The organism is Terrabacter sp. GCM10028922 (assembly GCF_042666095.1).
In the GTDB taxonomy this organism is placed as follows: Bacteria; Actinomycetota; Actinomycetes; order Actinomycetales; family Dermatophilaceae; genus Terrabacter.
In genome coordinates, this window is record NZ_JBHTFG010000006.1 from 521,890 (window position 1) to 545,730 (window position 23,841).

The 23,841-nt window shown below is 70.7% G+C and carries 19 protein-coding genes; 14 read left to right on the forward strand and 5 right to left on the reverse strand.

The window, feature by feature from the left end; all coding sequences use genetic code 11:
- Positions 1-213: 213 nt before the first annotated feature.
- The 6 genes from ftsZ to ACFQU3_RS07260 all read left to right on the forward strand — a co-directional run bounded on the left by ftsZ (position 214) and on the right by ACFQU3_RS07260 (position 5,411).
- Positions 214-1,521: a cell division protein FtsZ gene (gene ftsZ / locus ACFQU3_RS07235; protein WP_385908169.1), complete on the forward strand. Its 1,308-nt coding sequence runs from the start codon at positions 214-216 to the stop codon at positions 1,519-1,521.
- Positions 1,522-1,621: 100 nt separating this feature from the next.
- Positions 1,622-2,368 carry a peptidoglycan editing factor PgeF gene (gene pgeF, locus ACFQU3_RS07240; protein WP_385908170.1) on the forward strand — a complete coding sequence of 249 codons (747 nt, stop codon included), beginning with the start codon at positions 1,622-1,624 and terminating at the stop codon, positions 2,366-2,368.
- Complete coding sequence (locus tag ACFQU3_RS07245) at positions 2,365-3,126, forward strand: YggS family pyridoxal phosphate-dependent enzyme (protein ID WP_385908172.1); 762 nt, start codon at positions 2,365-2,367, stop codon at positions 3,124-3,126. The genes pgeF and ACFQU3_RS07245 overlap by 4 nt, the downstream gene beginning before the upstream one ends.
- Positions 3,127-3,165: 39 nt before the next feature.
- The gene (locus ACFQU3_RS07250; RefSeq protein ID WP_188031698.1) at positions 3,166-3,648 is read left to right on the forward strand and encodes a cell division protein SepF; all 483 of its coding nucleotides are present in this window, start codon (positions 3,166-3,168) and stop codon (positions 3,646-3,648) included.
- A gap of 66 nt (positions 3,649-3,714) precedes the next feature.
- Positions 3,715-3,999, forward strand: coding sequence for a YggT family protein (locus ACFQU3_RS07255; RefSeq protein WP_150988137.1), 285 nt, complete (start codon positions 3,715-3,717; stop codon positions 3,997-3,999).
- A 131-nt stretch (positions 4,000-4,130) separates the two neighbouring features.
- Positions 4,131-5,411: a DivIVA domain-containing protein gene (locus ACFQU3_RS07260; protein WP_385908175.1), complete on the forward strand. Its 1,281-nt coding sequence runs from the start codon at positions 4,131-4,133 to the stop codon at positions 5,409-5,411.
- A gap of 130 nt (positions 5,412-5,541) precedes the next feature.
- Here the strand turns inward: ACFQU3_RS07260 and ACFQU3_RS07265 are convergent, their stop codons facing one another.
- Entirely contained in the window at positions 5,542-6,039 is a 498-nt protein-coding gene (locus tag ACFQU3_RS07265; RefSeq protein ID WP_385908176.1) for a hypothetical protein, read from the reverse strand.
- On the opposite strand from ACFQU3_RS07265, the gene ACFQU3_RS07270 reads away from it, so the two are divergent.
- From ACFQU3_RS07270 to ACFQU3_RS07280, 3 genes are all read left to right on the forward strand, one after another.
- Entirely contained in the window at positions 6,005-6,757 is a 753-nt protein-coding gene (locus ACFQU3_RS07270; RefSeq protein WP_385908178.1) for a TraR/DksA family transcriptional regulator, read from the forward strand. The genes ACFQU3_RS07265 and ACFQU3_RS07270 overlap by 35 nt on opposite strands.
- A 62-nt stretch (positions 6,758-6,819) precedes the next feature.
- Positions 6,820-7,431, forward strand: a complete 612-nt coding sequence (gene lspA, locus ACFQU3_RS07275; RefSeq protein ID WP_385908180.1) for a signal peptidase II — start codon at positions 6,820-6,822, stop codon at positions 7,429-7,431.
- Positions 7,424-8,356: an RluA family pseudouridine synthase gene (locus ACFQU3_RS07280; RefSeq protein ID WP_385908288.1), complete on the forward strand. Its 933-nt coding sequence runs from the start codon at positions 7,424-7,426 to the stop codon at positions 8,354-8,356. Before lspA ends, ACFQU3_RS07280 begins: the two co-directional genes overlap by 8 nt.
- A 206-nt stretch (positions 8,357-8,562) precedes the next feature.
- On the opposite strand, the gene ACFQU3_RS07285 is transcribed toward ACFQU3_RS07280, so the two are convergent.
- The 3 genes from ACFQU3_RS07285 to ACFQU3_RS07295 all read right to left on the reverse strand — a co-directional run bounded on the left by ACFQU3_RS07285 (position 8,563) and on the right by ACFQU3_RS07295 (position 10,930).
- A complete protein-coding gene (locus ACFQU3_RS07285) occupies positions 8,563-9,402 on the reverse strand; it encodes a hypothetical protein (RefSeq protein ID WP_385908181.1) in 840 nt (279 codons plus the stop codon).
- Between the two features lie 93 nt (positions 9,403-9,495).
- The gene (locus ACFQU3_RS07290; RefSeq protein ID WP_385908183.1) at positions 9,496-10,368 is read right to left on the reverse strand and encodes a hypothetical protein; all 873 of its coding nucleotides are present in this window, start codon (positions 10,366-10,368) and stop codon (positions 9,496-9,498) included.
- Entirely contained in the window at positions 10,361-10,930 is a 570-nt protein-coding gene (locus ACFQU3_RS07295; RefSeq protein WP_385908185.1) for an RNA polymerase sigma factor, read from the reverse strand. The genes ACFQU3_RS07290 and ACFQU3_RS07295 overlap by 8 nt, the downstream gene beginning before the upstream one ends.
- 212 nt (positions 10,931-11,142) lie before the next feature.
- Between ACFQU3_RS07295 and dnaE the strand changes: the two genes are divergently transcribed.
- The 5 genes from dnaE to ACFQU3_RS07320 all read left to right on the forward strand — a co-directional run bounded on the left by dnaE (position 11,143) and on the right by ACFQU3_RS07320 (position 22,616).
- Positions 11,143-14,730: a DNA polymerase III subunit alpha gene (gene dnaE, locus ACFQU3_RS07300; protein WP_385908187.1), complete on the forward strand. Its 3,588-nt coding sequence runs from the start codon at positions 11,143-11,145 to the stop codon at positions 14,728-14,730.
- Positions 14,730-15,848, forward strand: a complete 1,119-nt coding sequence (locus ACFQU3_RS07305; protein ID WP_385908189.1) for a winged helix DNA-binding domain-containing protein — start codon at positions 14,730-14,732, stop codon at positions 15,846-15,848. The genes dnaE and ACFQU3_RS07305 overlap by 1 nt, the downstream gene beginning before the upstream one ends.
- The gene (locus ACFQU3_RS07310) at positions 15,849-16,811 is read left to right on the forward strand and encodes a pseudouridine synthase (protein WP_385908190.1); all 963 of its coding nucleotides are present in this window, start codon (positions 15,849-15,851) and stop codon (positions 16,809-16,811) included. It begins immediately after the preceding gene.
- A 135-nt stretch (positions 16,812-16,946) separates the two neighbouring features.
- Positions 16,947-20,396 (forward strand): ExeM/NucH family extracellular endonuclease, encoded by a 3,450-nt coding sequence (locus tag ACFQU3_RS07315; RefSeq protein WP_385908192.1) that lies wholly within the window; start codon positions 16,947-16,949, stop codon positions 20,394-20,396.
- A 120-nt stretch (positions 20,397-20,516) separates the two neighbouring features.
- Positions 20,517-22,616 carry a S9 family peptidase gene (locus ACFQU3_RS07320; RefSeq protein WP_385908194.1) on the forward strand — a complete coding sequence of 700 codons (2,100 nt, stop codon included), beginning with the start codon at positions 20,517-20,519 and terminating at the stop codon, positions 22,614-22,616.
- Positions 22,617-22,652: 36 nt separating this feature from the next.
- Here the strand turns inward: ACFQU3_RS07320 and ACFQU3_RS07325 are convergent, their stop codons facing one another.
- A complete protein-coding gene (locus ACFQU3_RS07325) occupies positions 22,653-23,774 on the reverse strand; it encodes an endonuclease (RefSeq protein WP_385908196.1) in 1,122 nt (373 codons plus the stop codon).
- Positions 23,775-23,841: the final 67 nt, after the last annotated feature.

The window sequence follows — 23,841 nt, forward strand, 5'->3', positions numbered from 1 at the left end:
CGGCGACACGCCGCGACGTGGGTTGATCGACCCTGCCCGTCGTCATACCGTCGGGGCACTGGTTCGTGACCAAACTGTAACCTTTATGTCTACGTTTAAGGTTTGAGGGCTTACAGGCTCGGAGCGAGCCGCGCCACACCGACGAAAACCACGCACCGCTCGTCCCCCAGACCATCGCAGCACCGGCACCACCAGTCAGGAAGGCCCACTCTCGTGGCAGCAGCACCGCAGAACTACTTGGCCGTCATCAAGGTCGTCGGCATCGGCGGCGGCGGCGTCAATGCCATCAATCGCATGATCGAGGTCGGCCTCAAGGGCGTCGAGTTCATCGCCATCAACACCGACGCCCAGGCGTTGCTCATGAGCGACGCCGACGTCAAGCTCGACGTGGGCCGCGAGCTCACGCGGGGCCTCGGCGCGGGCGCCGACCCCGAGGTCGGCAAGAAGGCCGCCGAGGACCACGCCGAGGAGATCGAGGAGGTCCTGAAGGGGGCCGACATGGTCTTCGTGACGGCGGGCGAGGGCGGCGGCACCGGCACGGGCGGGGCTCCCGTCGTGGCCCGCATCGCGCGCCAGCTCGGCGCCCTGACCATCGGCGTCGTGACGCGCCCGTTCACCTTCGAGGGCCGGCGCCGCGCCAACCAGGCCGAGTCGGGCATCGGCAGCCTCCGCGAGGAGGTCGACACCCTGATCGTCATCCCCAACGACCGGCTCCTGTCGATCAGCGACCGCAACGTCTCGATGATGGACGCGTTCCGCTCGGCCGACCAGGTGCTCCTCTCGGGTGTCCAGGGCATCACCGACCTCATCACGACTCCGGGCCTGATCAACCTCGACTTCGCCGACGTCAAGTCCGTCATGCAGGGCGCCGGGTCGGCGCTCATGGGCATCGGTTCCGCCCGCGGTGAGGACCGTGCGGTCCAGGCCGCCGAGCTCGCCATCAGCAGCCCGCTGCTCGAGGCGTCCATCGACGGCGCCCACGGCGTGCTGCTGTCGATCCAGGGTGGCAGCGACCTCGGTCTCTTCGAGATCAACGAGGCTGCACGCCTCGTCCAGGAGGCGGCGCACCCCGAGGCCAACATCATCTTCGGCGCGGTGATCGACGACGCCCTCGGCGACGAGGTCCGGGTCACGGTCATCGCGGCTGGCTTCGACGGCGGCGGCCCCAGCCAGCGCCACGACGACCGTGCGCTCGGCCAGGTCGTCGGACGTTCGCAGCAGGCGCAGCAGCGGCCCGCCGCCGCCACGCAGCAGCCCCAGCCGCAGCACTCCAACGGGGTCGCGCAGCAGCCGGCCCAGCAGTCGCCCGCACCGCAGGCCCAGCAACAGCACTCGGTGCCCGCGCCGCAGGCCCACTCCGCCCCGGCGTCCCAGCAGCTGCCCACCCAGCAGCCGGCGCAGCCCGTCCACCAGTCGCAGCACCACACGCCGACGCCCGCGGGCCAGCCGGTCCAGCAGCCGCCGCGGCAGGTCACGTTCGACGAGGGCGACGACCTCGACGTGCCGGACTTCCTCAAGTAGCCGACGGGTTCGGCCACGGACCTCCGCGACGGGCGGGAGGCGCACCCTGCGCCTCCCGCCCGTCGGTCGTGACGTTCGCACCCGGCGATAGGTTGTGACCGTGTTCTACTGGCGCTCCACCATCGCGACCGACGTCGATGCCGGACCCGTCGAGCTCGGCTTCACCGGTCGCTCCGCGGGCCGGGGGCGCGGGCCGTATGCCGGCCTCAACCTCGGAGGTCATGTCGGCGACGACCCGGCGGACGTCGCGTCCAACCGCGAGGCCCTGGCGGCGGAGGTCAACCTGCCGCGCGAGCGGCTCGTCTTCATGAACCAGGTGCACGGCGCCGAGGTCGCCGAGGTGGACGGACCCTGGACGGGTGAACCGCCCCCGGTCGACGGAGTGGTCACGCGCGCACCCGGACTCGCGTTGGCCGTGCTCGTGGCCGACTGCGTCCCCGTGCTGCTGCACGATGCCCGCGCCGGCGTCCTCGGCGCGATCCACGCGGGCCGTCCTGGCCTGGTGGCCGGAGTGGTCGGTCGCGCGGTTGCAGCCATGCGCGACCTCGGCGCCTCCGCCATCTCCGCGGTCGTCGGTCCCTCGGTGTGCGGTCGCTGCTACGAGGTGCCCGAGCACATGGCGCTCGCGGCCGCCGAGGCCGCTCGCGCATCGGCTGCGCGGTCGTGGACCGGCACCCACGCGATCGACGTCTCGGCGGGCGTCGTCGAGCAGCTCGCGACCGCGGGCGTCGGTGTCCACTGGGTGCCGGGCTGCACCCGCGAGAGTGGCGACCTCTACTCCTACCGGCGCGACGGCCGCACCGGCCGGTTCGCCGGGGTCATCACCCGACGGTCGGCACCCGCATGACCCACGACCGCCTGCAGCGCGACGAGCGGCACCACTGCGAAGACCGGGAGCGTCACGAGCAGCTCCGCGACAACCTCGCCGCCGTGCACGAACGCATCTCGCGGGGCTGCGCCGAGGCCGGGCGCGACCCCGACGACGTCACGCTCGTCGTGGTGACGAAGTACTTCCCCGTGTCCGACGTCCTGCTGCTGCACCGCCTCGGCGTGCGTCACTTCGGCGAGAACCGCGACCAGGAGGCGGCCGAGAAGTTCCAGGAGGTCCGCCGCCTCCTCTCCGGGGCGGGGGAGCAGCCCCCGACGCTCCACTTCATCGGACGGCTGCAGAGCAACAAGGCCGGGCACGTCGCCGGCTACGCCGACGTGGTCCAGTCCGTCGACCGCACCAAGCTCGTCACCGGTCTCGCCAAGGGTGCCCACGTCGCCGACCGGGCCGTGCAGGTGATGCTCCAGGTGAGCCTCGACGGAGACACGGCGCGCGGTGGCGTGCTGCCCGAGGACGTGGACGACCTCGCCGACGCGGTCGCCGCACAGGGACTGCTGTCGCTCAAGGGCGTCATGGCGGTCGCGCCGCTCGGGGCCGACCCCGACGAGTGCTTCGCGCGGCTGCGCGAGGTCGCGGACGGCATACGCGGGCGGCACCCGGCAGCGGAGTGGATCTCGGCGGGCATGAGCGGGGACCTCGAGGCCGGGCTGCGGCACGGAGCGACACACCTGCGTGTCGGTAGCGCAATCCTCGGATCACGCCCGTCACTTCTGTAACGTCGTGAGCGACCGCAATCGAGCGTTTGGGAGTTGGCCATGGCAGGGGCACTGCGCAAGACGATGGTGTACCTCGGACTCAGTGAGGAGGACCAGCGTCATGACCGTTACGACGACTACGACGCCTACGACGAGTCCGACCGCTACGACGACGAGCCCGAGCACACCGCTGCCGTGACCCAGCTGCCCACCAGACGTCCCGTCGCCGCCGTCGTCCGCGATGTCGAGGTCGGCTCGCTCAACCGGATCACGACGATCCACCCGCGCACCTACAACGAGGCCAAGAACATCGGCGAGTGGTTCCGCGACCAGGTGCCGGTCATCATGAACCTCAGCGACATGGACGACGCCGATGCCAAGCGCCTCGTCGACTTCGCCGCCGGCCTCGTCTTCGGCCTGCACGGCACGATCGAGCGGGTGACCTCCAAGGTCTTCCTCCTGTCCCCGGCGCACGTGGAGATCTCCGCCGACGAGCCCGAGGCTCCGGCCGCCTCCACCCGCGGGTTCTTCAACCAGAGCTGACCGGTCGGCGACACTTTTCGCACCCCGGTTCACACCCACACGCCGACATCAGCGACACTGACGGACATGGATGCGTTCTGGACGATCTACGGGGTGGTGGTCTTCACCTTCTTCATCGCCCTCATCGGTCGCTTCGTCATCGACTGGGTGCAGGTGCTGGCTCGGTCCTGGCGACCGAGCGGGGTCGTCCTCGTCCTGGCCGAAGCTGTCTACACCGTGACCGACCCGCCGCTGCGTGCCCTGCGCAAGGTGATCCCGTCACCTAGCCTCGGAGGCGTACGACTCGACCTCAGCTTCCTCGTCCTGATGCTGCTGACCTCTCTCGCTCTCAACGTGCCGAGCTTCTTCTGACCGATCCGCGACAGCGACGCGCATGCAGCTGCGTGGCTGTCCTCACACGGATCGGTGAGCATGGCTTTGGTTCGTGACCGGAACGTTAGATACCGTTGACCCGAACCATTACGTCTGTATCGAGGTGACACATGGCGCTTACGCCTGAACAGGTGCTCAACAAGCACTTCCAGACCACGCAGTTTCGTCGTGGCTACGAGGAGCGGGACGTTGACGACTTCCTGGACGAGATCGTGGCGGAGATGCGTTCGCTCATCGAGCAGCGTGACGACTACCTGAAGCAGCTCAACGACTGCCGCGCGAGCAAGAACCAGTCGGCCGTCCGTGCCGACGGCCCGACAGCGGCCATGCCGGCTGTCGGCCGACCCGGCGACGACGCCAAGCTCGGGGGGCTCACCGCGAAGATCCAGGACGCGGAGCGGGCCTTCAAGGCGGCAACCGACCGCGCCGCCAAGGCCAAGGCCGACGCCGACAACGCCGAGCGTGCCGCCAAGGAGCGGATCGAGCGGGCCAAGGCCGAGGCCGACCGCGCCGAGGCGGCCGCCAAGTCCGCCGTCGACTCGCAGGCCCTCAACGACGCCCAGACCAAGCTCAACGGCCTCAACTCGCAGGTCGCCGACGCCGAGGCCAAGCTCACCAAGGCGCAGGAGAACGCCCGCGCCGCCGAGGAGCGCGCTGCGAAGGCGCAGGCCGACGCGGAGGCCATGGCCGCGGCCGCGGCCCGCCATCGCGAGGAGGCCGCCAACGCGGCCCGCCAGCGCGAAGAGGCGGCCAACGCCGCCCGCCAGCACGAGGAGGCCACGAGGGCCGCCAAGGCCGCCCCGGCCGCAGCCGCGCCGGCCTCGGCCGCCGCGGCTTCCGGCAACCTCGACGCCGCCGGCGTCATCGCCCTCGCGCAGCGACTCCACGACGAGCACGTCGCGGCCGGCGAGACCCGCCGCAACGAGCTGATCTCCGAGGCCGAGAACCGCCACCGCGATCTGATCGCCGCGGCTCAGGCCCGTCACGACGAGCTCGTCAACACCGGCCAGGCCCGTCACGACGAGGCGACCCAGCAGGCTGAGCAGATCTCGACGGCCGCGGCCGCACAGCGCGACCAGATGATCGCCGAGGCCACCGGCCAGCGCGACCAGATGATCGCCGAGGCCACCGCCAAGCGGGACGAGCTGCTGACCGAGGCTCGCGAGCGCGCCACGGGCATGGTGGCCGAGGCGCAGCAGAAGAAGGCGGCGCTCCTCGAGGAGCTCGACAAGCAGAAGGGCCTGCTCGACCGCAAGATCGCGGAGCTGCGCGGCTTCGAGAAGAACTACCGCACCAACCTCAAGTCCTACATCGAGGGTCAGCTGCACGACCTCGACTCGAGCGTCCAGGAGCCGGCCCACGCCGGCGCCGGAGACGGCAACCAGGGCTGAGACCCACCTCGAACAGACGCACGCAGGCCGTCCGGGAGACCCTCCCGGGCGGCCTTCGTCGTATCGAGGGGCGAACAGTTCGCCCGCGTGTGCGTTTCCTGTTTGTGAACGACCCGTACGGGGCTTATTGTCAGCCCCACTTGTCAGCGTCGACGGCATGAGCGACGGAGGATCTGATGGCGGCGAAGAAGACGACGGCAGCGGCGAGCACCGCGGCCAGGCGGTCCACCGCGAGCAGGACGACCGCGGCGAAGAAGGCTGCGCCGGCGAAGGCGACGTCGAAGCGGAGCACCTCCACAGCGGCCGCCAAACCCGCAGCGAAGTCGGTCGCGAAGGCGGCGACGTCGAGATCGGGTATGAAAGCCACTGCGACGAAGGCGGCTGGAGAGAAGGCCGCGGTGAAGAGCACCGCGGTGAAGAGCACCGCGGCGAAGAAGGCCGCACCGTCGACATCGAAGCAGGCGCCCGTCACGAAGCCGACCACGGCGACCACGCAGACCGCGAAGAAGACGACGAGGACAGCCGCCGCCAAGAAGGCGTCGGCCGTGAAGAAGGCCGCGAAGAAGACGTCGGCCGTGAAGAGGGCGACGGCCGTGAAGAAGGCCGCGAAGAAGACGACGGCCGTCAAGAAGGCCGCGAAGAAGACGACGGCCGTGAAGCAGGCGACGCCGGCCAAGAAGGCACCGGCCAAGAAGGCACCGGCCAAGAAGGCACCGGCCAAGAAGGCACCGGCGAAGAGCTCGGCGAAGAAGACCGCCAGCCCGACGACCACCAGCAAGAAGACAACCAGCAAGAAGACCACCACGGTCTCCCCACGAACCAAGAAGGCAGCAGTGACGACGAGTTCCACCGCAGGAGCGCGCGCGAGCGCGAAGAAGGCCGCCACGAAGACTGCTGCGGCCAGCGGGAGCCGGAGGGCGACCGCGACAAAGACCAGTGCCGGCACCATCGCCGGGCGCCTCAAGGTCAAGGACGACGAGAGCCCTTGGAGCGAGGAGGAGATCGGCGAGGTCCGTGAGGTCCTGCTCGAGGAGATCGAGCAGCACCGTGTCGAGCTCAAGCTCGCCGAGGACGAGCTCGACGACCTGCTGCGCGCGTCGGGCGACGGCTCGGGTGACGACCAGGCCGATGCGGGTGCCAAGACGGCCGAGCGCGAGCACGAGATCTCGGTGGCGGCCAATGCTCGCGCGAGCCTGCGCCAGGCCGAGCACGCCCTCGAGCAGCTCGACGCGGGAACCTACGGCATCTGCGAGAACTGCGGCAACCCGATCGGCAAGCTTCGACTTCAGGCCCGTCCTCGTGCGACCCTGTGCATGACATGCCAGGAGAAGCAAGACCGCCACTGACGCCCAGCCACGCCACGTCGACGCCCCGAGCGGGCGTCGACGGCGTGTCCACCCCGGAGACCGTGAGCTCGACAACCGCAGACAACAGCCGCCCGACGCCAGCCCGGCGCAAGCGGCTGTTCGTCGTGCTCGGAGTCGTCGCGGTCCTCGCCTACCTCAGTGACCAGCTGTCCAAGCTGGTCGCCCTCGACGTCCTCGCGGACGGAGAGCCACGCCCCTTCGTCGGCGAGGTCATCCGTTTCAAGCTCATCGGCAACCCCGGTGCGGCCCTCTCGCTCGGTGCGAGCAACACGTGGGTCATGACCGGCATCGCGCTCGCGGTGCTCGTCGCGATCATCGTCGTGGCCCGGCAGCTCGGGTCGCGGGCGTGGGCCGTCGCGCTCGGCCTGCTGCTCGGGAGCGCGGTCGGCAACATCACCGACCGCTTCGTCCGGCCGCCCGGCGGCGGCCAGGGCCACGTCGTCGACTTCATCGACTACAACCGCTGGTTCATCGGCAACGTCGCCGACATCTGGATCGTGTCCGCGGCCGGTCTCATCGTCGTGCTGGCGATGCTCGGCATCGGTGTGGACGGCCGCCGCGAGCACCGCGCGGCAGCGGCGCCGGCCGGAGCCGCCGGCGAGGGTGCCCACCAACCGGACTCCCGACGTGAGGCCGGGGGCGATGATGCCTGACGTGCGCACCGTCCTGGTTCCTGACGGCCTCGAGGGTGAGCGAGTCGACGCGGGTGTGGCGCGCCTGTTCGGTGTGTCGCGCACCAAGGCTGCAGACCTCGCCGCCGACGGCCACGTGGTCCTCGACGGCAAGGCCGTCGCCAAGTCCGAACGGCTCTCGGCCGGTTCGATGCTCGAGGTGTCGCTGCCGCGCGCGGAGGACAGCCCCAGCCTCGCCGTCATCGCCCAGCCCGTGCCCGGAATGACGATCATCCACGACGACGACGACATCGTGGTGGTGGACAAGCCGGTCGGCGTCGCAGCCCACCCGAGCGTCGGCTGGTCGGGGCCCGACGTCGTCGGCGGCCTCGCCGCCGCCGGCTACCGCATCTCGACGTCCGGTGCCCCCGAGCGCCAGGGCGTCGTCAGCCGCCTCGACGTGGGTACGTCGGGTCTCATGGTCGTGGCCAAGAGCGAGTACGCGTACTCCCGCCTCAAGCACGCCTTCCGGAGCCGCACGGTCGACAAGACCTACCACGCGCTCGTCCAGGGCCTGCCCGACCCTGTCGTCGGCACCATCGAGGCACCCATCGGCCGACACCCGGGCCACGACTACAAGTTCGCGGTGATGAAGAGCGGCAAGCCGTCGGTGACGCACTACGAGGTCATCGAGGCGTTCCGGCACGCGAGCCTGCTCGACATCCACCTCGAGACCGGCCGCACCCACCAGATCCGCGTGCACTTCGCGGCGTTGCACCACCCCTGCTGCGGCGACCCGACCTACGGCGCCGACCCGAAGCTGGCCGCGCGCCTCAGGCTCGACCGGCAGTGGCTGCACGCCGTAGGTCTCGGGTTCGAGCACCCGGGCACGGGGGAGTACGTCCACTTCGAGAGCCCCTACCCCGACGACCTCCAGCTCGCGCTGGACATCGTCGCGACGTTCTGACCATCACCCTCGACTGGAACGTGAAGGTCTGAACAGGGCTTGGGTATGCGTTCCGCGGCGTCCGACGCGCCAGCGGGGTGTACCACCCCAGCCGCCTCCTCTTTGCGTCGAGTGGGCACTTTCACCCGCCCGGGAGGCGGGTGAAAGTGCCCACTCGACGGAGGGTTCCGGTCGGGTCGGGTCGGGTCGGGTCGGGTCGGGTCGGGTCAGCCACGGATACGGTCGGGGTCGGCCGTGAAGCCCACCGGAGCCACGCGTTCGGTGTCGGTGTGGTGTGCGGCGTGGTTGGCGCGGCCGTTGGTGGGGCGTTCGGCGCCGCCGCCGGCGTGCTTGCTGGCGTGGTCGGTGCTGTCGCCCGCGAGTGGGCCAAGAGCACCCGGAGCACCTCGCGGTCGGACCCGTCGACCCAGGACGAGGCCGAGGCCGAGGGCCAGCACGGCCGCGGCAGTCGTGCCCCACCAGGGGACGGCGGCCGTGACGGGTGAACCGGTCGCGGTGGGTGCGCCGGTCGCGTCGCCGGTGGTCCGCGCAGCAGAGGCGGTGTCGGCTGCTGCAGCGTCGGGCGCCGTCGCGGGAGCGGATGCCTCGGGTCGAGCAGAGCCGGCCGGCTTCTCACCGAGCACCCCGAGCGCCCCGAGCGTGGACATGAGAAGGGCAGGGTCACGCGGGCGGTGGCGCACCGAGGGCACGTTGAACAGACCATCGCCGGTCCCCGAGTCCATGGCCGTCTCGACCCACACGTCGTCGCCGTCGATGATGACGGCGTCGACACGCCACGGGGTGACGTCATGGATCATCCACGTGAGGCGGACCTGGGTGGCCATGAACGAGGCCGGCGAGGTCCGCTCACCTGTCGGCGGCGTGTAGGGGTCGAGGGCCTTCTCGAGGTCGGCGTACGCGGTGCTGCCCGTGAGGGCGCCCGCGGCGCGTGCCCCTTCGTAGTTGACGACGAGGACCGAGGTCGGTCCGCCGGCGGAGGCCGGTGGGGCGGTGAGGACGAGCAGGGCCGCGGCGAGGGCGGCGGCGAGGGCGGCGAGTCTGCGCATGTTCTCCTCCTGGGGCAGTGGGTCGACACGTCGTCAACACCGCTGCGGCGCGAGAGGTTCTCCGAAGCGTTCTCGGGGGAAGAGCCGCGCGCGTCACCGAGCGCTCTCGGCGACCCGGAGGGCATCGGTCAGCATGGTCGGGCCTTCGAGGCGGTAGGTCACCTCGCCGGCGGCAGCGGGAACGACCCAGACGAGTGTCGGTCCCGCGAGGCGCGGCGGCTCTGCGTGCGTTCGACCGCTCCGGTCGACCCACTCGATGAGGTGAGGCGAACCCAGCCACACCGCGTCGTGCTCCGCCACCCGGGTGGGCGTGACCGCCTGCCACACCGTCTTGAGGTAGCCCCAGGACAACGAGCCGACGAAGACGTCGAGACGTGTCTTCCCGGACGGGGAGTCCCACGTCAGCAGGGCGACCCGGCCCTCGTGCGCCACGACGACGGACGAGGGCGGCCCGAGCGACGCGGGCGTCTCGATGTCGGCGCCGATGAGCTGCTCGGCCCGCTCGAGGGACACCGCGGTGCCGCTCGGCACCGGGGTCGAGGCTGGGCTGCTCGGCGTTGTGGCCGGGGAGGTGCGGGGTGCTGGCACCTCGCGTACGACGACGCCGCCGATGCGCAGCAGCTCGAGCACCGCGGCTCGCACCGGCGGGATGAGGGCGAGGACGAGCACGACGGCCGCGGCGACAGCCCAGCCGAGGCGACGGGGCGTGGGTCGCGCGCCGTGGGGCGCCTGCAGCTCGACAGGTTCGACGGGTTCGACGGGTTCGACGGGTTCGACGGGTTCGACGGGTTCGACCGGTGGGACCGGTGGGACCGGTGGGACCGGTGCGACCCGTTCTGTCCTCTCGTCGGCGAGCGGCTCGAGACGGGCGAGCACGAGCGCGGCGAGGTCATGACGCGGTGGGTCGGTGACCAGCGCGCGGCCCATGGCGACGAGCTCGTCCTCGAGGTCGAGGCGGTCAGGCATCGGCCATCACCTCCCGCAACGACGCGAGCGCCCGGTGCAGGCGCGACTTCACGGTGCCGGCCGGCACCCCGAGCGCGTCGGCCGTCTCGGCCTCCGACAGCTCGAGCAGGTAGCGGCACGTGACGACCTCACGGAGGTCGTCGGGCAGGGTGTCGACGGCGTCGAGCAGATCCGTGCGGCGATCGGCGCTCACGGCCGCGTCGGCGGGGTCGTCGACCGTCCGGGTGACCACGTCCTCGGTGGCGACCCGCAGCTCGCGCAGCGCCCGCCGCGAGCGGCCGCGGTGCAGGTTGCGCGTCTCGTTGACGACGATCCGGAGCAGCCAGGGCCGGAAGCCCGCGCCCTCACGGAACCGCGGCAACGCCTCGTACGCCTTCACGAACGCCTCCTGCACCACGTCGTCGGCCTCGCTGCCCGCCCCGGACAGCACCGCGAGCCGCTTGGCCATGGGGGCGTGGAGCATCACGAGCGCCGCGTATGCCGCCGGGTCCCCGGCGCGCACGCGGGCCAGTGCCGCTGCCTCCTCGGCCGCCTGCTCGCGCCTGTCGATCTCTTCCTCCACCTCCCGTGCGCACCCGACGACCTGGTGCCACCTGCCATGGTGCCGTCCCGGCGAACCCACTACACCGCGACGCGCGGATCGGTTCACGGGCACCGCTGAGACGGCATCCGGCCCCAGCGCGACTCCGGGCGCGACACCCTTCACGACACCTGTCACGACACCCGTCACGACACGCCGGGGAGTGTCCGCGGCGAGGCTTAGACTCATCCACGATGTCGACCCAATCCGCCCCGCGAAACGACCAGAACTTCGTGCACCTGCACGTGCACACGGAGTACTCCATGCTGGACGGGGCGGCGCGCATCGGCGACCTGTTCAGCGAGGCGGCCAGGATGGGGATGCCGGCGCTCGCGACGACCGACCACGGCTACGTCTTCGGCGCCTACGAGTTCTGGAAGAAGGCGCAGGGCACGGGCGTCAAACCGATCATCGGCGTCGAGGCCTACATCACGCCGGGCACGCACCGCACCGACCGCACGAAGGTCAGCTGGGGCGACGGTGGACGCGACGACGTCTCCGGCAGCGGCGCCTACACCCACATGACGATGCTCGCGCAGGACAACGTGGGCATGCACAACCTCTTCCGGATGACCTCGATCGCCAGCCTCGACCAGGTGTACACGAAGTGGCCACGCATCGACCGCGAGCTGCTCTCCACCTACGGCAAGGGGCTCATCGTCACGACGGGCTGCCCCTCGAGCGAGATCCAGACCAAGCTGCGCTTCGGGATGTACGACGAGGCCCGCGAGGTCGCCGGTGAGCTGCGCGACATCTTCGGCGCCGACAACGTCTACGTCGAGCTGATGGACCACGGCCTCGACATCGAGCGGCGCACCCAGAAGGACCTCATCCGCCTGGCCCGCGACCTCAAGCTCCCACTCGTGGCGACCAACGACCTGCACTACACCCGGGCCGAGGACGCGAAGGCTCACGCCGCCCTGCTCTGCGTCCAGTCCGGCTCGACCCTGATGGACCCCAACCGGTTCAAGTTCGACGCCGACGACTTCTACCTCAAGTCCGCGCAGGAGATGCGCCACGTCTGGCGCGAGCTGCCCGAGGCCTGCGACAACACGCTCCTGATCGCCGAGCGCTGCGAGGTGTCCTTCGAGGAGGGGGAGGGGCGCTACATGCCGCGCTTCCCCGTCCCCGAGGGCGAGGACGAGACGTCGTGGTTCATCAAGGAGGTCGAGACCGGGCTGCAGCGGCGCTTCCCGGAGGGGGTGCCCGACTACGCCCGCAAGCAGGCGGCCTTCGAGGAGGACGTCATCGTCTCGAAGGGTTACCCGGGGTACTTCCTCGTCGTCGCCGACTTCATCAACTGGGCCAAGCGCAACGGCATCCGCGTCGGCCCCGGCCGTGGCTCGGGCGCGGGCTCGATGTGCGCGTACGCCATGGGCATCACCGACCTCGACCCGATCCCGCACGGCCTCATCTTCGAGCGGTTCCTCAACCCCGAGCGCATGTCGATGCCCGACTTCGACGTCGACTTCGACGAGCGCCGGCGCGGTGAGGTGATCCGCTACGTCACGGAGAAGTACGGCGAGGAGCGCGTCGCACAGATCGTCACCTACGGCACGATCAAGGCGAAGCAGGCGCTCAAGGACGCGAGCCGCGTCCTCGGTCACCCGTTCGCGATGGGCGAGAAGCTCACCAAGGCGATGCCGCCCGACGTCATGGGCAAGGGCATGCCGCTCGCCGACGTCTTCAAGCCGGACTCCAAGCGCTACAACGAGGCCGGCGACTTCCGCGCCGTCCACGCCGAGGACCCGCAGGCCCAGGAGGTCGTCGCGACGGCTCTCGGTCTCGAGGGCCTGAAGCGCCAGTGGGGCGTGCACGCCGCCGGCGTCATCATGAGCAGCGAGCCGCTCGTCGACGTCATCCCGATCATGCGGCGCCTGCAGGACGGGCAGATCATCACGCAGTTCGACTACCCCAGCTGCGAGTCGCTGGGCCTGGTGAAGATGGACTTCCTCGGGCTGCGCAACCTCACGATCCTCGACGACGCCATCGAGAACATCAAGCTCAACCGCGACGAGGACATCGACCTCGACGAGCTGTCCAAGACGCTCGACGACAAGGCCACCTACGAGCTCCTCGGCCGTGGGGACACCCTCGGCGTCTTCCAGCTCGACGGCGGCGGCATGCGCTCGCTCCTGCGCCTCATGCAGCCCGACAACTTCGAGGACATCTCGGCCGCCCTCGCGCTCTACCGTCCGGGTCCGATGGGCGTCAACGCGCACACGAACTTCGCCCTGCGCAAGAACGGCAAGCAGGCCCTGACGCCGCTCGACCCCAAGCTGGAGGGCAAGCTCCAGCCGGAGATGGTGCAGGCCCTCGACCCGATCCTCGGCATGACCTACGGCCTGGTCATCTACCAGGAGCAGGTCATGGAGATCGCCCAGAAGCTCGCCGGCTACACGCTCGGCAGCGCCGACCTGCTGCGGCGCGCCATGGGCAAGAAGAAGAAGGAGGTCCTCGACGCCGAGTACGTCCCCTTCTCCACCGGCATGAAGGCGCAGGGCTTCAACGAGGCCTCGGTCAAGGCGCTGTGGGACGTCCTCGTCCCGTTCTCCGACTACGCGTTCAACAAGGCGCACACGGCGGCATACGGCCTCGTGTCGTACTGGACCGGCTACCTCAAGGCGAACTACCCCGCCGAGTACATGGCGGCGCTGCTGACGAGCGTGCGCGACGACAAGGACAAGTCGGCGCTCTACCTCAACGAGTGCCGCCACATGGGCATCAAGGTGCTCCCGCCCGACGTCAACGAGTCGATCGCCAACTTCGCCGCCGTCGGCACCGACATCCGGTTCGGGCTCGCCGCCATCCGCAACGTCGGCCTGCCCGTCGTCCAGGCGGTCGTCAAGGCGCGCGAGGAGAAGGGCGCCTTCGCCTCCTTCAAGGACTTCCTCTCCAAGGTGCCGGCGGTCGTCTGCAACAAGCGCACCATCGAGTCGCTGATCAAGGGCGGCGCGTTCGACTCCCTCGGCGAGAGCCGTCGCGGCATGGTCGAGGTGCACGAGCGCTACATCGACGCCCTCGTCGAGGTCAAGAAGCAGGAGGCCATCGGCCAGGACAGCCTCTTCGGCAGCTTCGGTGACGACGCCTCAGAGGGCGGGGGAGCCGACGCGTTCGACGGCCTGCCGCCCGTGCCGACGATGGAGTGGGACAAGGCCACCCTGCTCTCGTTCGAGCGCGAGATGCTCGGCCTCTACGTCAGCGACCACCCGCTCTTCGGCATCGAGCACATCCTCGCCACGCACGCCGACACCTCGATCGCCTCGCTCATGGGTGACGACCCCAAGCCCGACGGCACGCCCGTCACGGTCGCGGGTCTCATCACGAGCCTCCAGCTCAAGCGCACGAAGAAGGGCGACCTCTGGGCCATCGCGACGGTCGAGGACCTCGACGGCGCCATCGAGTGCCTCTTCTTCCCGTCGGCGTACATGACGTACTCCACGATGCTCGCCCAGGACACCGTCTGCGCCGTCAAGGGACGCATCAGCGCCCGCGACGACTCGATCTCGGTCTTCGCGCAGGAGCTGACCATCCCCGACATCAAGGAGGGGCCGCGCGGTCCCGTCGTGCTGACGCTTCCGCTCGGTCGGGCCACGCCGGCCGTCGCCGAGAGCCTCAAGCGGGTGCTCGGCGAGCACCCCGGGGCGACCGAGGTGCAGGTCAAGCTGACCCAGCCCGGCCGGTCGGTGCTCATGTCCCTCGACGACTCCCTGCGTGTCAACGCGACGTCAGCGCTCTTCGGCGACCTCAAGGCCCTGCTCGGCCCGGCCTGCCTCAGCTGATGGCGGCTGCCGAGAGACGGCGCCTGCGCCGGGCGCGGATGTCGGCGCTCGGGCTCGCGCCGCCGCTCGGCACCGCGGCCTCGCCCGTCTCGGCGCTGGAGGTCGCCCGCACCCTCGGGGCCCTGCAGGCGCAGGACTACGCGAGCGGCGCCTGGTCGGTGGCCGTGCGCTCGGGGCTGACGCTCGCCGAGGTCGAGCAGGCGGTGCACGACCGCGAGATCGTGCGCACCTGGCCGATGCGCGGCACGATCCACTGGGTCCCGGCCGAGGACGCCCGGTGGATGTGCGAGCTGCTGGCCTCCCCGCGCGGGACGGCGCTCACGACGCGCTACGCCCAGCTCGGACTCGGCGATGGCGACGTCGACCTCGCCGGGCGGCTCTTCCGCGAGCACCTGACCGAGCCGATGAGCCGACCCGACGTCGTCGCGATGCTGGTCGACGCGGGCATCGACCCGACCGGTCAGCGGGCGTACCACCTCGTCGGCCACCACTGCATGACCGGACTGCTCTGCCAGGGTCCGCTCATCGGCAAGCAGCCGAGCTTCGTCCTCATCGACTCGTGGGTCCCGTTGTCGCGCAAGGTGTCCCGCGAAGAGGGGTTGGCGACGATGGCCGAGCGCTACGTCCGGAGCCACGGACCCGTCACGGAGAAGGACCTCGCGGGCTGGTTCGACAAGACCCTCACCGTCACCCGTGAGGCGCTCGAGGTGCTCGGTGACCGCATCGAGCGCGAGGTCGTCGACGCCACCGAGTGGCTCACCCACGTCGACGCCCCGGAGACGCCGACGAGCCACGTCGGCGTCCACCTGCTGCCGCAGTGGGACGAGTTCCTCCTCGGCTACAAGCGCCGCGACCTGGGCCTCCCACCGGAGCATGTCGCTCGGGTCGTGCCCGGGCGCAACATGGTCTTCAAGCCGACGCTCGTCGTCGACGGCGAGGTCGCCGGCACCTGGCGGCGCGAGCAGCGCTCCGACGGCGTGCGGCTCGAGGTCACGCCGTTCGCTCCGCTCGGCACGCGACGGTGGCGAGACGTCGAACGCGCCGCGGCGGCATACGGACGCTTCCTGGGCCACGACGTCGAGATCGTGCGGGGCGAGCCCGTCCTCGGGGAGGACTGAGTGGCCCGCGGAGCCATCCAGGCCTCGCCCCTGCCGCCGCGCCACGGCGTCGACGCACAGCGCTTCCGTATGCCGCAGGGTGGCCCGTGGCCGACCCTGCGCGACCACCTCGTCGAGCGACTCGCGCCGGGACTGGCGGCGCACGAGGTCGACCGGATGCTGGCCGCGGGGGAGTTCGTCGACGCTGGTGGTCGGGCGGTCGCCCCCGGCGCGCCCTTCGTGCCCCAGTCCGTCGTGTGGGCGCACCGCGACCTCCCGAGCGAGGTGGTGCACCCCGAGGAGCCGGTCGTGCTCCACGGCGACGAGCGGATCGTCGTCGTCGACAAGCCCCACGCCATGGCCACCATGCCGCGCGGCCGCCACGTCGTGCAGAGCGCCCTCGCGCGGACGCGCGTGCTGACCGGCCTCGACCGGCTCACACCCGCACACCGGCTCGACCGGCCGACCGCGGGCGTGCTGATGTTCACGACGGAGCAGCGCTGGCGCGGCCCCTACCAGCGCGTCTTCGCCGAGGGTCTCGCGCGCAAGCAGTACCTCGCCGTCGCGCCCGTGCGACACGACCTCGAGCTTCCGCTCCTGCGTCGCACCCACCTCGTCAAGGAGCACGGCACGCACCAGGCCCACGAGGTGGCGGGCGCCGAGCCGAACGCCGAGACCCTCGTCGAGCTGCTCGACACCGCGCCGGCCGCCGACGGGGTGGTGAAGACGCTCGGCCTCTACCGGCTGACGCCGAGCACCGGACGCACGCACCAGCTGCGATGCCAGCTGAACGGCCTCGGCATCCCGATCGTCGGCGACCCGCTCTATCCCGTCGAGCGCGACGTCCCCCTCGACGAGTTCGGCTCACCGTTGCAGCTGCTCTCGGCCGTCCTCGAGTTCGACGACCCGGTCGACGGGACCCTCCGACGGTTCGTCACGCGGCGCTCGCTCTCCGCCTGGCCGAGGCGCCTGCCCCAGCTCTGACCGACCCGCGCGGCTCGGTCTGTCATGTCACCGGCCGTTCAGAGATCCGTCGGCGTCTCGACGCGCGAGACGGCAGACCGGGGTCTAGGGTGACCGCAGACCGCGCGGAGGAGCCGGTCCCAGGGAGGAAGATCCATGCGTCATTCTCGTCCCGTCCTACGCAGGGTCGCCGCGGTCACCACCGCTGCGCTCGCCGTGGGCGTCACCCCCTTCGTCGCGGCCCGACCGGCCTCAGCGGCGACCCCGACGGAGCTGTTCTTCAGCGAGTACGTCGAGGGATCGAGCAACAACAAGGCCTTCGAGGTCTACAACGGCACCGGCGCGGGCGTGAACCTCGCGGCCGCCGGCTACAACGTCCAGGTCTTCTCCAACGGCAGCACCACGGCGGGGACCACGATCGGCCTCACCGGCACGGTGGCGGACGGCGACGCGTACGTCGTGGCCAACAGCACGAGCACGAACGACGCGACCCTGCTCGCGGCTGCCGACCAGCTCAGCGGCTCGGTGACCTACAACGGCAACGACGCGGTCGTGCTCCGCAAAGGCACCACGGTCATCGACGTCATCGGTCAGGTCGGCACCGACCCGGGCGCCGCCGGCTGGGGCACCGACCCCACGAACACGACGGACAACACCATCCGGCGGGTGCCTGCCGTGGTCGCCGGCGACCCGACCGGCTCGGACGCCTTCGACCCCGCCGTGGAGTGGACCGGCTTCGCCACCAACACGTTCGACGGGCTGGGCAGCCACACGATCGAGACAGGGCCGGCCACCGACTCCGCGCCGACCGTGACGTCGACGACACCCGCCGAGGGGGCGTCCGACGTCGCCGTCGACTCGAACCTCTCCGTGACCTTCTCAGAGCCCGTCACCGCCGCTGACGGCGCGTTCTCGCTGGCCTGCTCGGTCTCCGGCACGAAGACCCTCGCGGTCGCAGGTGGCGGGGCGAGCTTCACCCTCGACCCTTCGGCAGACTTCGCGCCCGGCGACTCGTGCGCACTGACGGTGTCGGCGTCGGCGATCGCCGACCAGGACACCAACGACCCACCGGACACCCTCGCGAGCGACGTCGTCGTCCGCTTCACGGTGCCCGCCGCCAACCCGTGCGAGGCCGCGATCACGCCGATCCCGACCATCCAGGGGAGCGGCTCGACCGCCGCAGTGACCGGCACCGTGACGACGCGAGGTGTCGTCGTCGGTGACTACGAGGGCGCGGCGCCGGCCCTGCGGGGCTTCTTCCTCCAGGACCTCACGGGTGACGACGACCCCGACACCTCCGACGGCATCTTCGTCTTCGAAGGCAGCAACGCCAACACGGTCAAGCTCGGTGACGTCGTCACGGTCACCGGCACGGCCGGTGAGAACCAGGGCCAGACACAGGTCAGTGTCGGCACCATCTCCGTCTGCGGCACGGGCACCGTCAGCCCGACCGACGTGACCTTCCCCGTCGCGTCCGACACCGCCCTCGAGCGCTTCGAGGGCATGCTCGTGCGGCTTCCTCAGGAGATGTCAGTGACCGAGCACTTCCAGCTCGGCCGATTCGGCCAGGTGACCCTCTCGCAGGGCGGCCGCCTCGAGCAGCCGACCAACGTCGCAGCCCCGGGCGCCGACGCCGCCGCCGTCCAGGCGGCGAACAACCTGCGCAAGATCGTCCTCGACGACGCGTCGCAGTTCCAGAACCCCGACCCGATCCCGTTCGCGCGCGGTGGCCAGCCGCTGTCCGCGTCGAACACGCTGCGCGGCGGCGACACCGCCACCGGCATCGTCGGCGTCCTCAACTGGACGTGGGGCGGCAACGCCTCGAGCCCCAACGCCTACCGCATCCGTCCGTTCAACGCGCTCGGCGGCTCGGTGGACTTCCAGCCCACCAACGCGCGTCCCACGAGCCCGCCCGCCGTGGGCGGCGACACGCGCGTCGTCGGCATGAACCTGCTCAACTTCTTCAACACGCTCGACGTGACCGGCATCAACTGCACCGGTGGCGTGGCCGGCCCGCCGATCGACTGCCGCGGGGCCAACTCGGCGACCGAGCTCGAACGCCAGTGGAGGAAGACTGTCGCCGCAGTCTCTGGCACGGAGGCCGACGTCGTCGCCTTCATGGAGATGGAGAACGACGGCTACGGGACCGACAGCGCCGTGCGCTTCCTCGTCGACAAGCTCAACGAGGCGGACGGTGACGGCACGTGGGCGTTCGTCGACGCCGACGCACGCACCGGGCAGGTCGACGCGCTGGGCAACGACGCGATCAAGGTCGGCATGCTCTACAAACCGGCCTCGGTCACGCCGGTCGGCACGACGGCCGTGCTCAACACGGTCGCCTTCGTCAACGCCGGCACGGACAGCCCCAAGAACCGCCCGGCGCTCGCCCAGGCGTTCCGCGACAACACGACCGGCGGGACGTTCGTCGCCGTCGCGAACCACCTCAAGAGCAAGGGCAGCGGCTGCGGCCCCGGCGGCGCCGTCGACGACCAGGGCGACGGCCAGGGCAACTGCAACCGCGCCCGCACCGTCTCCGCCACGCTGCTCGCGGACTGGCTCGGCACCGACCCGACCGGCACCGGCGACCCCGACGTGCTCATCCTCGGCGACCTCAACTCGTACGCCAAGGAGGACCCGATCACGACGCTCGAGGCCGCCGGTTTCACGAACCTCATCGCGGAACGGGCCGGTGACGAGGCGTACTCCTACGCCTTCGACGGGCAGTGGGGCTACCTCGACCACGCCCTCGGTTCTGACTCGATCCGCGCACAGGTCACCGGAGTCGGCGACTGGCACATCAACGCGGACGAGCCCTCGGTCCTCGACTACAACGTCGAGTTCAAGAGCGCCGGCCAGGTCGCCGGTCTGTACGCGCCCGACGAGTTGCGGATCTCCGACCACGACCCGGTCGTCGTCGGTCTAGACCTCACCAACGTCGCCCCCGTCGTCGGCACGGTCACGGGTCCGTCGGGCGCGGTCTCGGTCGGCGCGCCGGCCGGAGTCAGTGCCCCGTTCACCGACGCCGACGCGTTGGACACCCACACGGCGTCGATCGCGTGGGGTGACGGGTCGAGCTCGCCCGGCACCCTGACCGGCTCGAGCGTCAGCGGCAGCCACGTCTACGCGGCGGCCGGCATCTACACCGTCACCGTCACGGTCACCGACCAGTGGGGCAACGGCGACACGGACACCACGACGGTCGTCGTGTACGACCCGGCGGCCGGCTTCGTCACGGGTGGCGGCACCATCCAGTCACCGGCCGGTGCGCTCAGGTCCGACCCGTCGCACACGGCCAAGGGCAGCTTCCAGCTGTCCGTCGGCTACCCCAGCGGCGGCACCCAGCCGACCGGCTCGTTCACGTACGACCTCGCCGGCACGGCGTTCGCGGTGGCGACGGGCACGTTCGACTGGCTCGTCGTGACCGGTACGACGGCGACGTTCGCCGGCCCGGTCACCGTCAACGGGACGACCGGCTACCACGGCGTCGTCACCGTCAGCGACACGGCCAGGAGGGACACGTTCCGCCTCGTCGTGACCGACGACTCCGGCTCGGTCGTCTACGACTCCGGCACGCAGACGGCCAAGGGTCAGGTCGTCGTCCACTGACGCCGCACCATCGCACGGCAGGTCGGGCGGCTCGGGACCCTCGTGGTCCCGGGCCCTCCGGTCGTTCGGCAGCTCAATGGCCCTGCGTCGCCTCCGTCTGCCCGCTCGTAGACTGCGCGGATGCAGCAGCCGCCCGTCGCCCGCCGCGACCCCGTCGTGCGCGAGCACCACGGCGACCGTTTCGAGGACCCGTACGCGTGGATGGCCGACCGCGACTCGCCCGAGCTGCGTGAGCTGCTCGCCGCCGAGAACGCGTACGCGACCCAGCGCACCGAGCACCTGAGGCCGATGGCCGAGGAGATCTTCGAGGAGTTCCGCTCGCGCATCGAGGAGACCGACCTTTCAGTGCCGGTGCGGCACGAGCGCTGGTGGTACTACTCGCGCACCGTCGAGGGCGAGCAGTACGCCGTGGAGGCTCGGGTCCTCGTCTCCGAGCACCCCGACCGCCCCACCCTCGACGGCGACCGCCCTCCGGCCGGCGAGGAGGTCCTCCTCGACCACAACGAGGAGGGGCGCGACCACGAGTTCTTCGCCGTCGGCGCGAGCGAGGTCTCGCCGGCAGGAGACCTGTTCGCGTATGCCGTCGACCTCGTCGGTGACGAACGGTACGACGTGCGGGTGCGGAGGATCGCCGACGGTGCGGTGGTCGACGACGTCGTGCGCCAGACGGGCGGGTCCCTCGCGTGGTCGCTCGACGAGCAGCACCTCTTCTACACGCGCGTCGACGACGCCTGGCGCCCGCACCAGGTGTGGCGCCACGAGCTCGGCACGCCGGCCGACGCCGACGTCCTGGTGCACGAGGAGACCGACGAGCGCTTCTTCGTCGGGGTCGGCAGCTCCCGCGACGACCGGCTCGTCATCGTCGCCATCGGGTCCAAGACGACGAGCGAGTTCCGGGTCCTCGACGCCGGCGACCCGCTCGGAACGCCGCGCGTCGTCGCCGAGCGGCGCCAAGGCGTCGAGTACGACATCGAGCCGTTCGGTGACCAGCTGCTCGTGACCCACAACGCCAACCGGGTCAACTTCGAGCTGGCCGTGGCACCGGTGACGAGCACCTCAGCGGACGACTGGGTGTCGCTGGGCGTCACGAGTGAAGACGAGTACGTCACGGGCGCAGAGGGATTCGACGACTTCATCGCGGTGTCGCTGCGTCGAGAGGGTGGCACCGGCGTGCGTGTCGTGCTGCGCGACCCCGATGCACCCAACGGTCTGGGCCAGGCGCACGACATCGCGGTGGGCGAGCCCGTCGGCACGCTCCACGTCGGCGTCAACCCCGAGGCGAGCACCCCGACGCTGCAGGTCGTGCACGAGTCACTGGTGACGCCCCGCACCGTCCAGGACTACGACGTGCGCGCCCGCACCTTCACGCTCCTCAAGCAGCAGCACCTCCGGGGCGACGTCGACCTCGGACGCTACCGACAGCGGCGCGAGTGGGCCACGGCGCCCGACGGCACGAGGATCCCGATCTCCGTGGTGCACCGGCACGACGTGGCTGCCGACGGCACGGCACCCGGCCTGCTCAACGCGTACGGCGCCTACGGCATCTCGAGCGATCCGTGGTTCTCGGTGCTCCGGCTCTCGCTGCTCGACCGCGGGTGGGTGTTCGCCATCGCGCACGTGCGCGGCGGGTCCGAGATGGGCCGCTCGTGGTACGACGACGGCAAGCTCGAGTCCAAGCCCAACACGTTCAGCGACTTCATCGCCTGCGCCGACCACCTGGTCGAGATGGGCCTCATCGCACCCAATCGCCTTGCAGCAGAAGGCGGGTCGGCGGGGGGCCTGCTCATCGGTGCCGTCGTGAACCAGACGCCCGAGCGGTTCCGCTTCGTCCACGCCCAGGTCCCGTTCGTCGACGCGCTCACCACGGTGCTCGACCCCAGCCTGCCCCTCACCGTGGTCGAGTGGGAGGAGTGGGGCAACCCGCTCGAGGACCCGACGGCATACGTCCTGATGAAGTCGTACGCCCCCTATGAGAACGTGCGTCCGGGACCGCACCCGAGCATCCTCGTGACGGCGGGGCTGGACGACACGCGGGTCTTCGTCACCGAGCCCGCCAAGTGGGTCGCGGCGCTGCGTCATGCCGACCTCGAGGCCTCAGACCCGGCCCAGGTCCTCTTCCGCACGGAGATGGCCGCCGGCCACGGCGGCCGGTCGGGTCGCTACGACCTGTGGCGCCAGTGGGCCTGGGAGACGGCCGTGCTCATCGACCAGACGTCGTGAGCCGGCCGCCGTCCCGGTGCGCCGACGGGGCGTCGGTCAGGAGCCCCAGATCGCGCCGACCCACTCGGGGTGGTCGACGAACGGGTTCCGGTTGTGCTGCCACGTGTCGTAGATGACCTGGTTGCGCCGCTTCTCGAACGCGTCCGGCGGGTCCTGCAGGTTCCACTGCTTGAGCACCGAGAGCTTGCCGATGTTGGGTGCCGTGCCGTTCGCGACCTTGTCGTTGACCTCGAGGTCGGCGAAGCCGTCACCGCCCTCCCAGCGCACCGACATGTAGAGGATCATCCGGGCCACGTCGCCCTTGACGGCGTTGCGCGGCTCGAACGAGTCGCCGTCGGCGTAGCTGCCCGGCGCCTGCGAGACGGGCGAGCCGCCGAGGTCGAAGTCGAGGTTGCCGCGCGCGGAGTTGACGGTGACGTCCTCCGGGCGCAGGTGGTGCACGTCCGTGCCGGGGCCGGCGCTCGTGCCGAAGTCGCCGTGGCTCTTGGCCCAGACGTGCTCACGGTTCCAGTCGTCGACACCGCCACCGTTCGTCGACTTGGACTGGCTGCGACCGCTGTACACGAGGATGACGTTGCCGCTGTTGGAGGGGTCCTGGTCGGTGTCCTTGAGAGCCGTCCACACCTGGTCGTAGGAGAGCGTCGTGACGTCGGTCGAGATGATCCGGTGCAGCTCCGTCTCGAGCGCGGGACCGCTGAGCCCGAGGGCGCTCTTCCAGTACGTCGAGTCGTAGGGGCTCGACGTCCCGGTCGGGCTGGGCGTCGTGGTCGTCGTGGGCGTCGTCGTGGTGGTCGTCGGTGGCGGCGTGCTCGTCGAGGTCCCGCTGAACGAGAACGCCGTCGTGCCGGTCATGCCGGGGTGCGAGAAGTACGCCGTGAGCGCGCCCGTCACGTCGATCTGGCGTCCCATGAGCGACGGGTTGGTGCGCAGCCCCCAGCCGGTCCGGAAGGCCGACGGGATCTGCACGTAGAGCATCCGGCTCGTCGAGGTCTCCGACGTGGAGTCCGCGATCGCGAGGGCGTAGTCGTTGGGGAAGCTCGACCTCACCACCGTGTTCGTCGCGGTGGGCTGGCCGACGACGTAGCCGCGGACGCTCGAAGTCTGGCCGGCCTGCGACCCGATGGCCTGCGAGACGGTGAGCGGGCCAGCGGTCGCCACGGCTGGGGCGAAGACCGGTGCAGCCGCCGGAGGCGGCAACGCCGCGGCGGGCGAGCCGGCCGCGGTC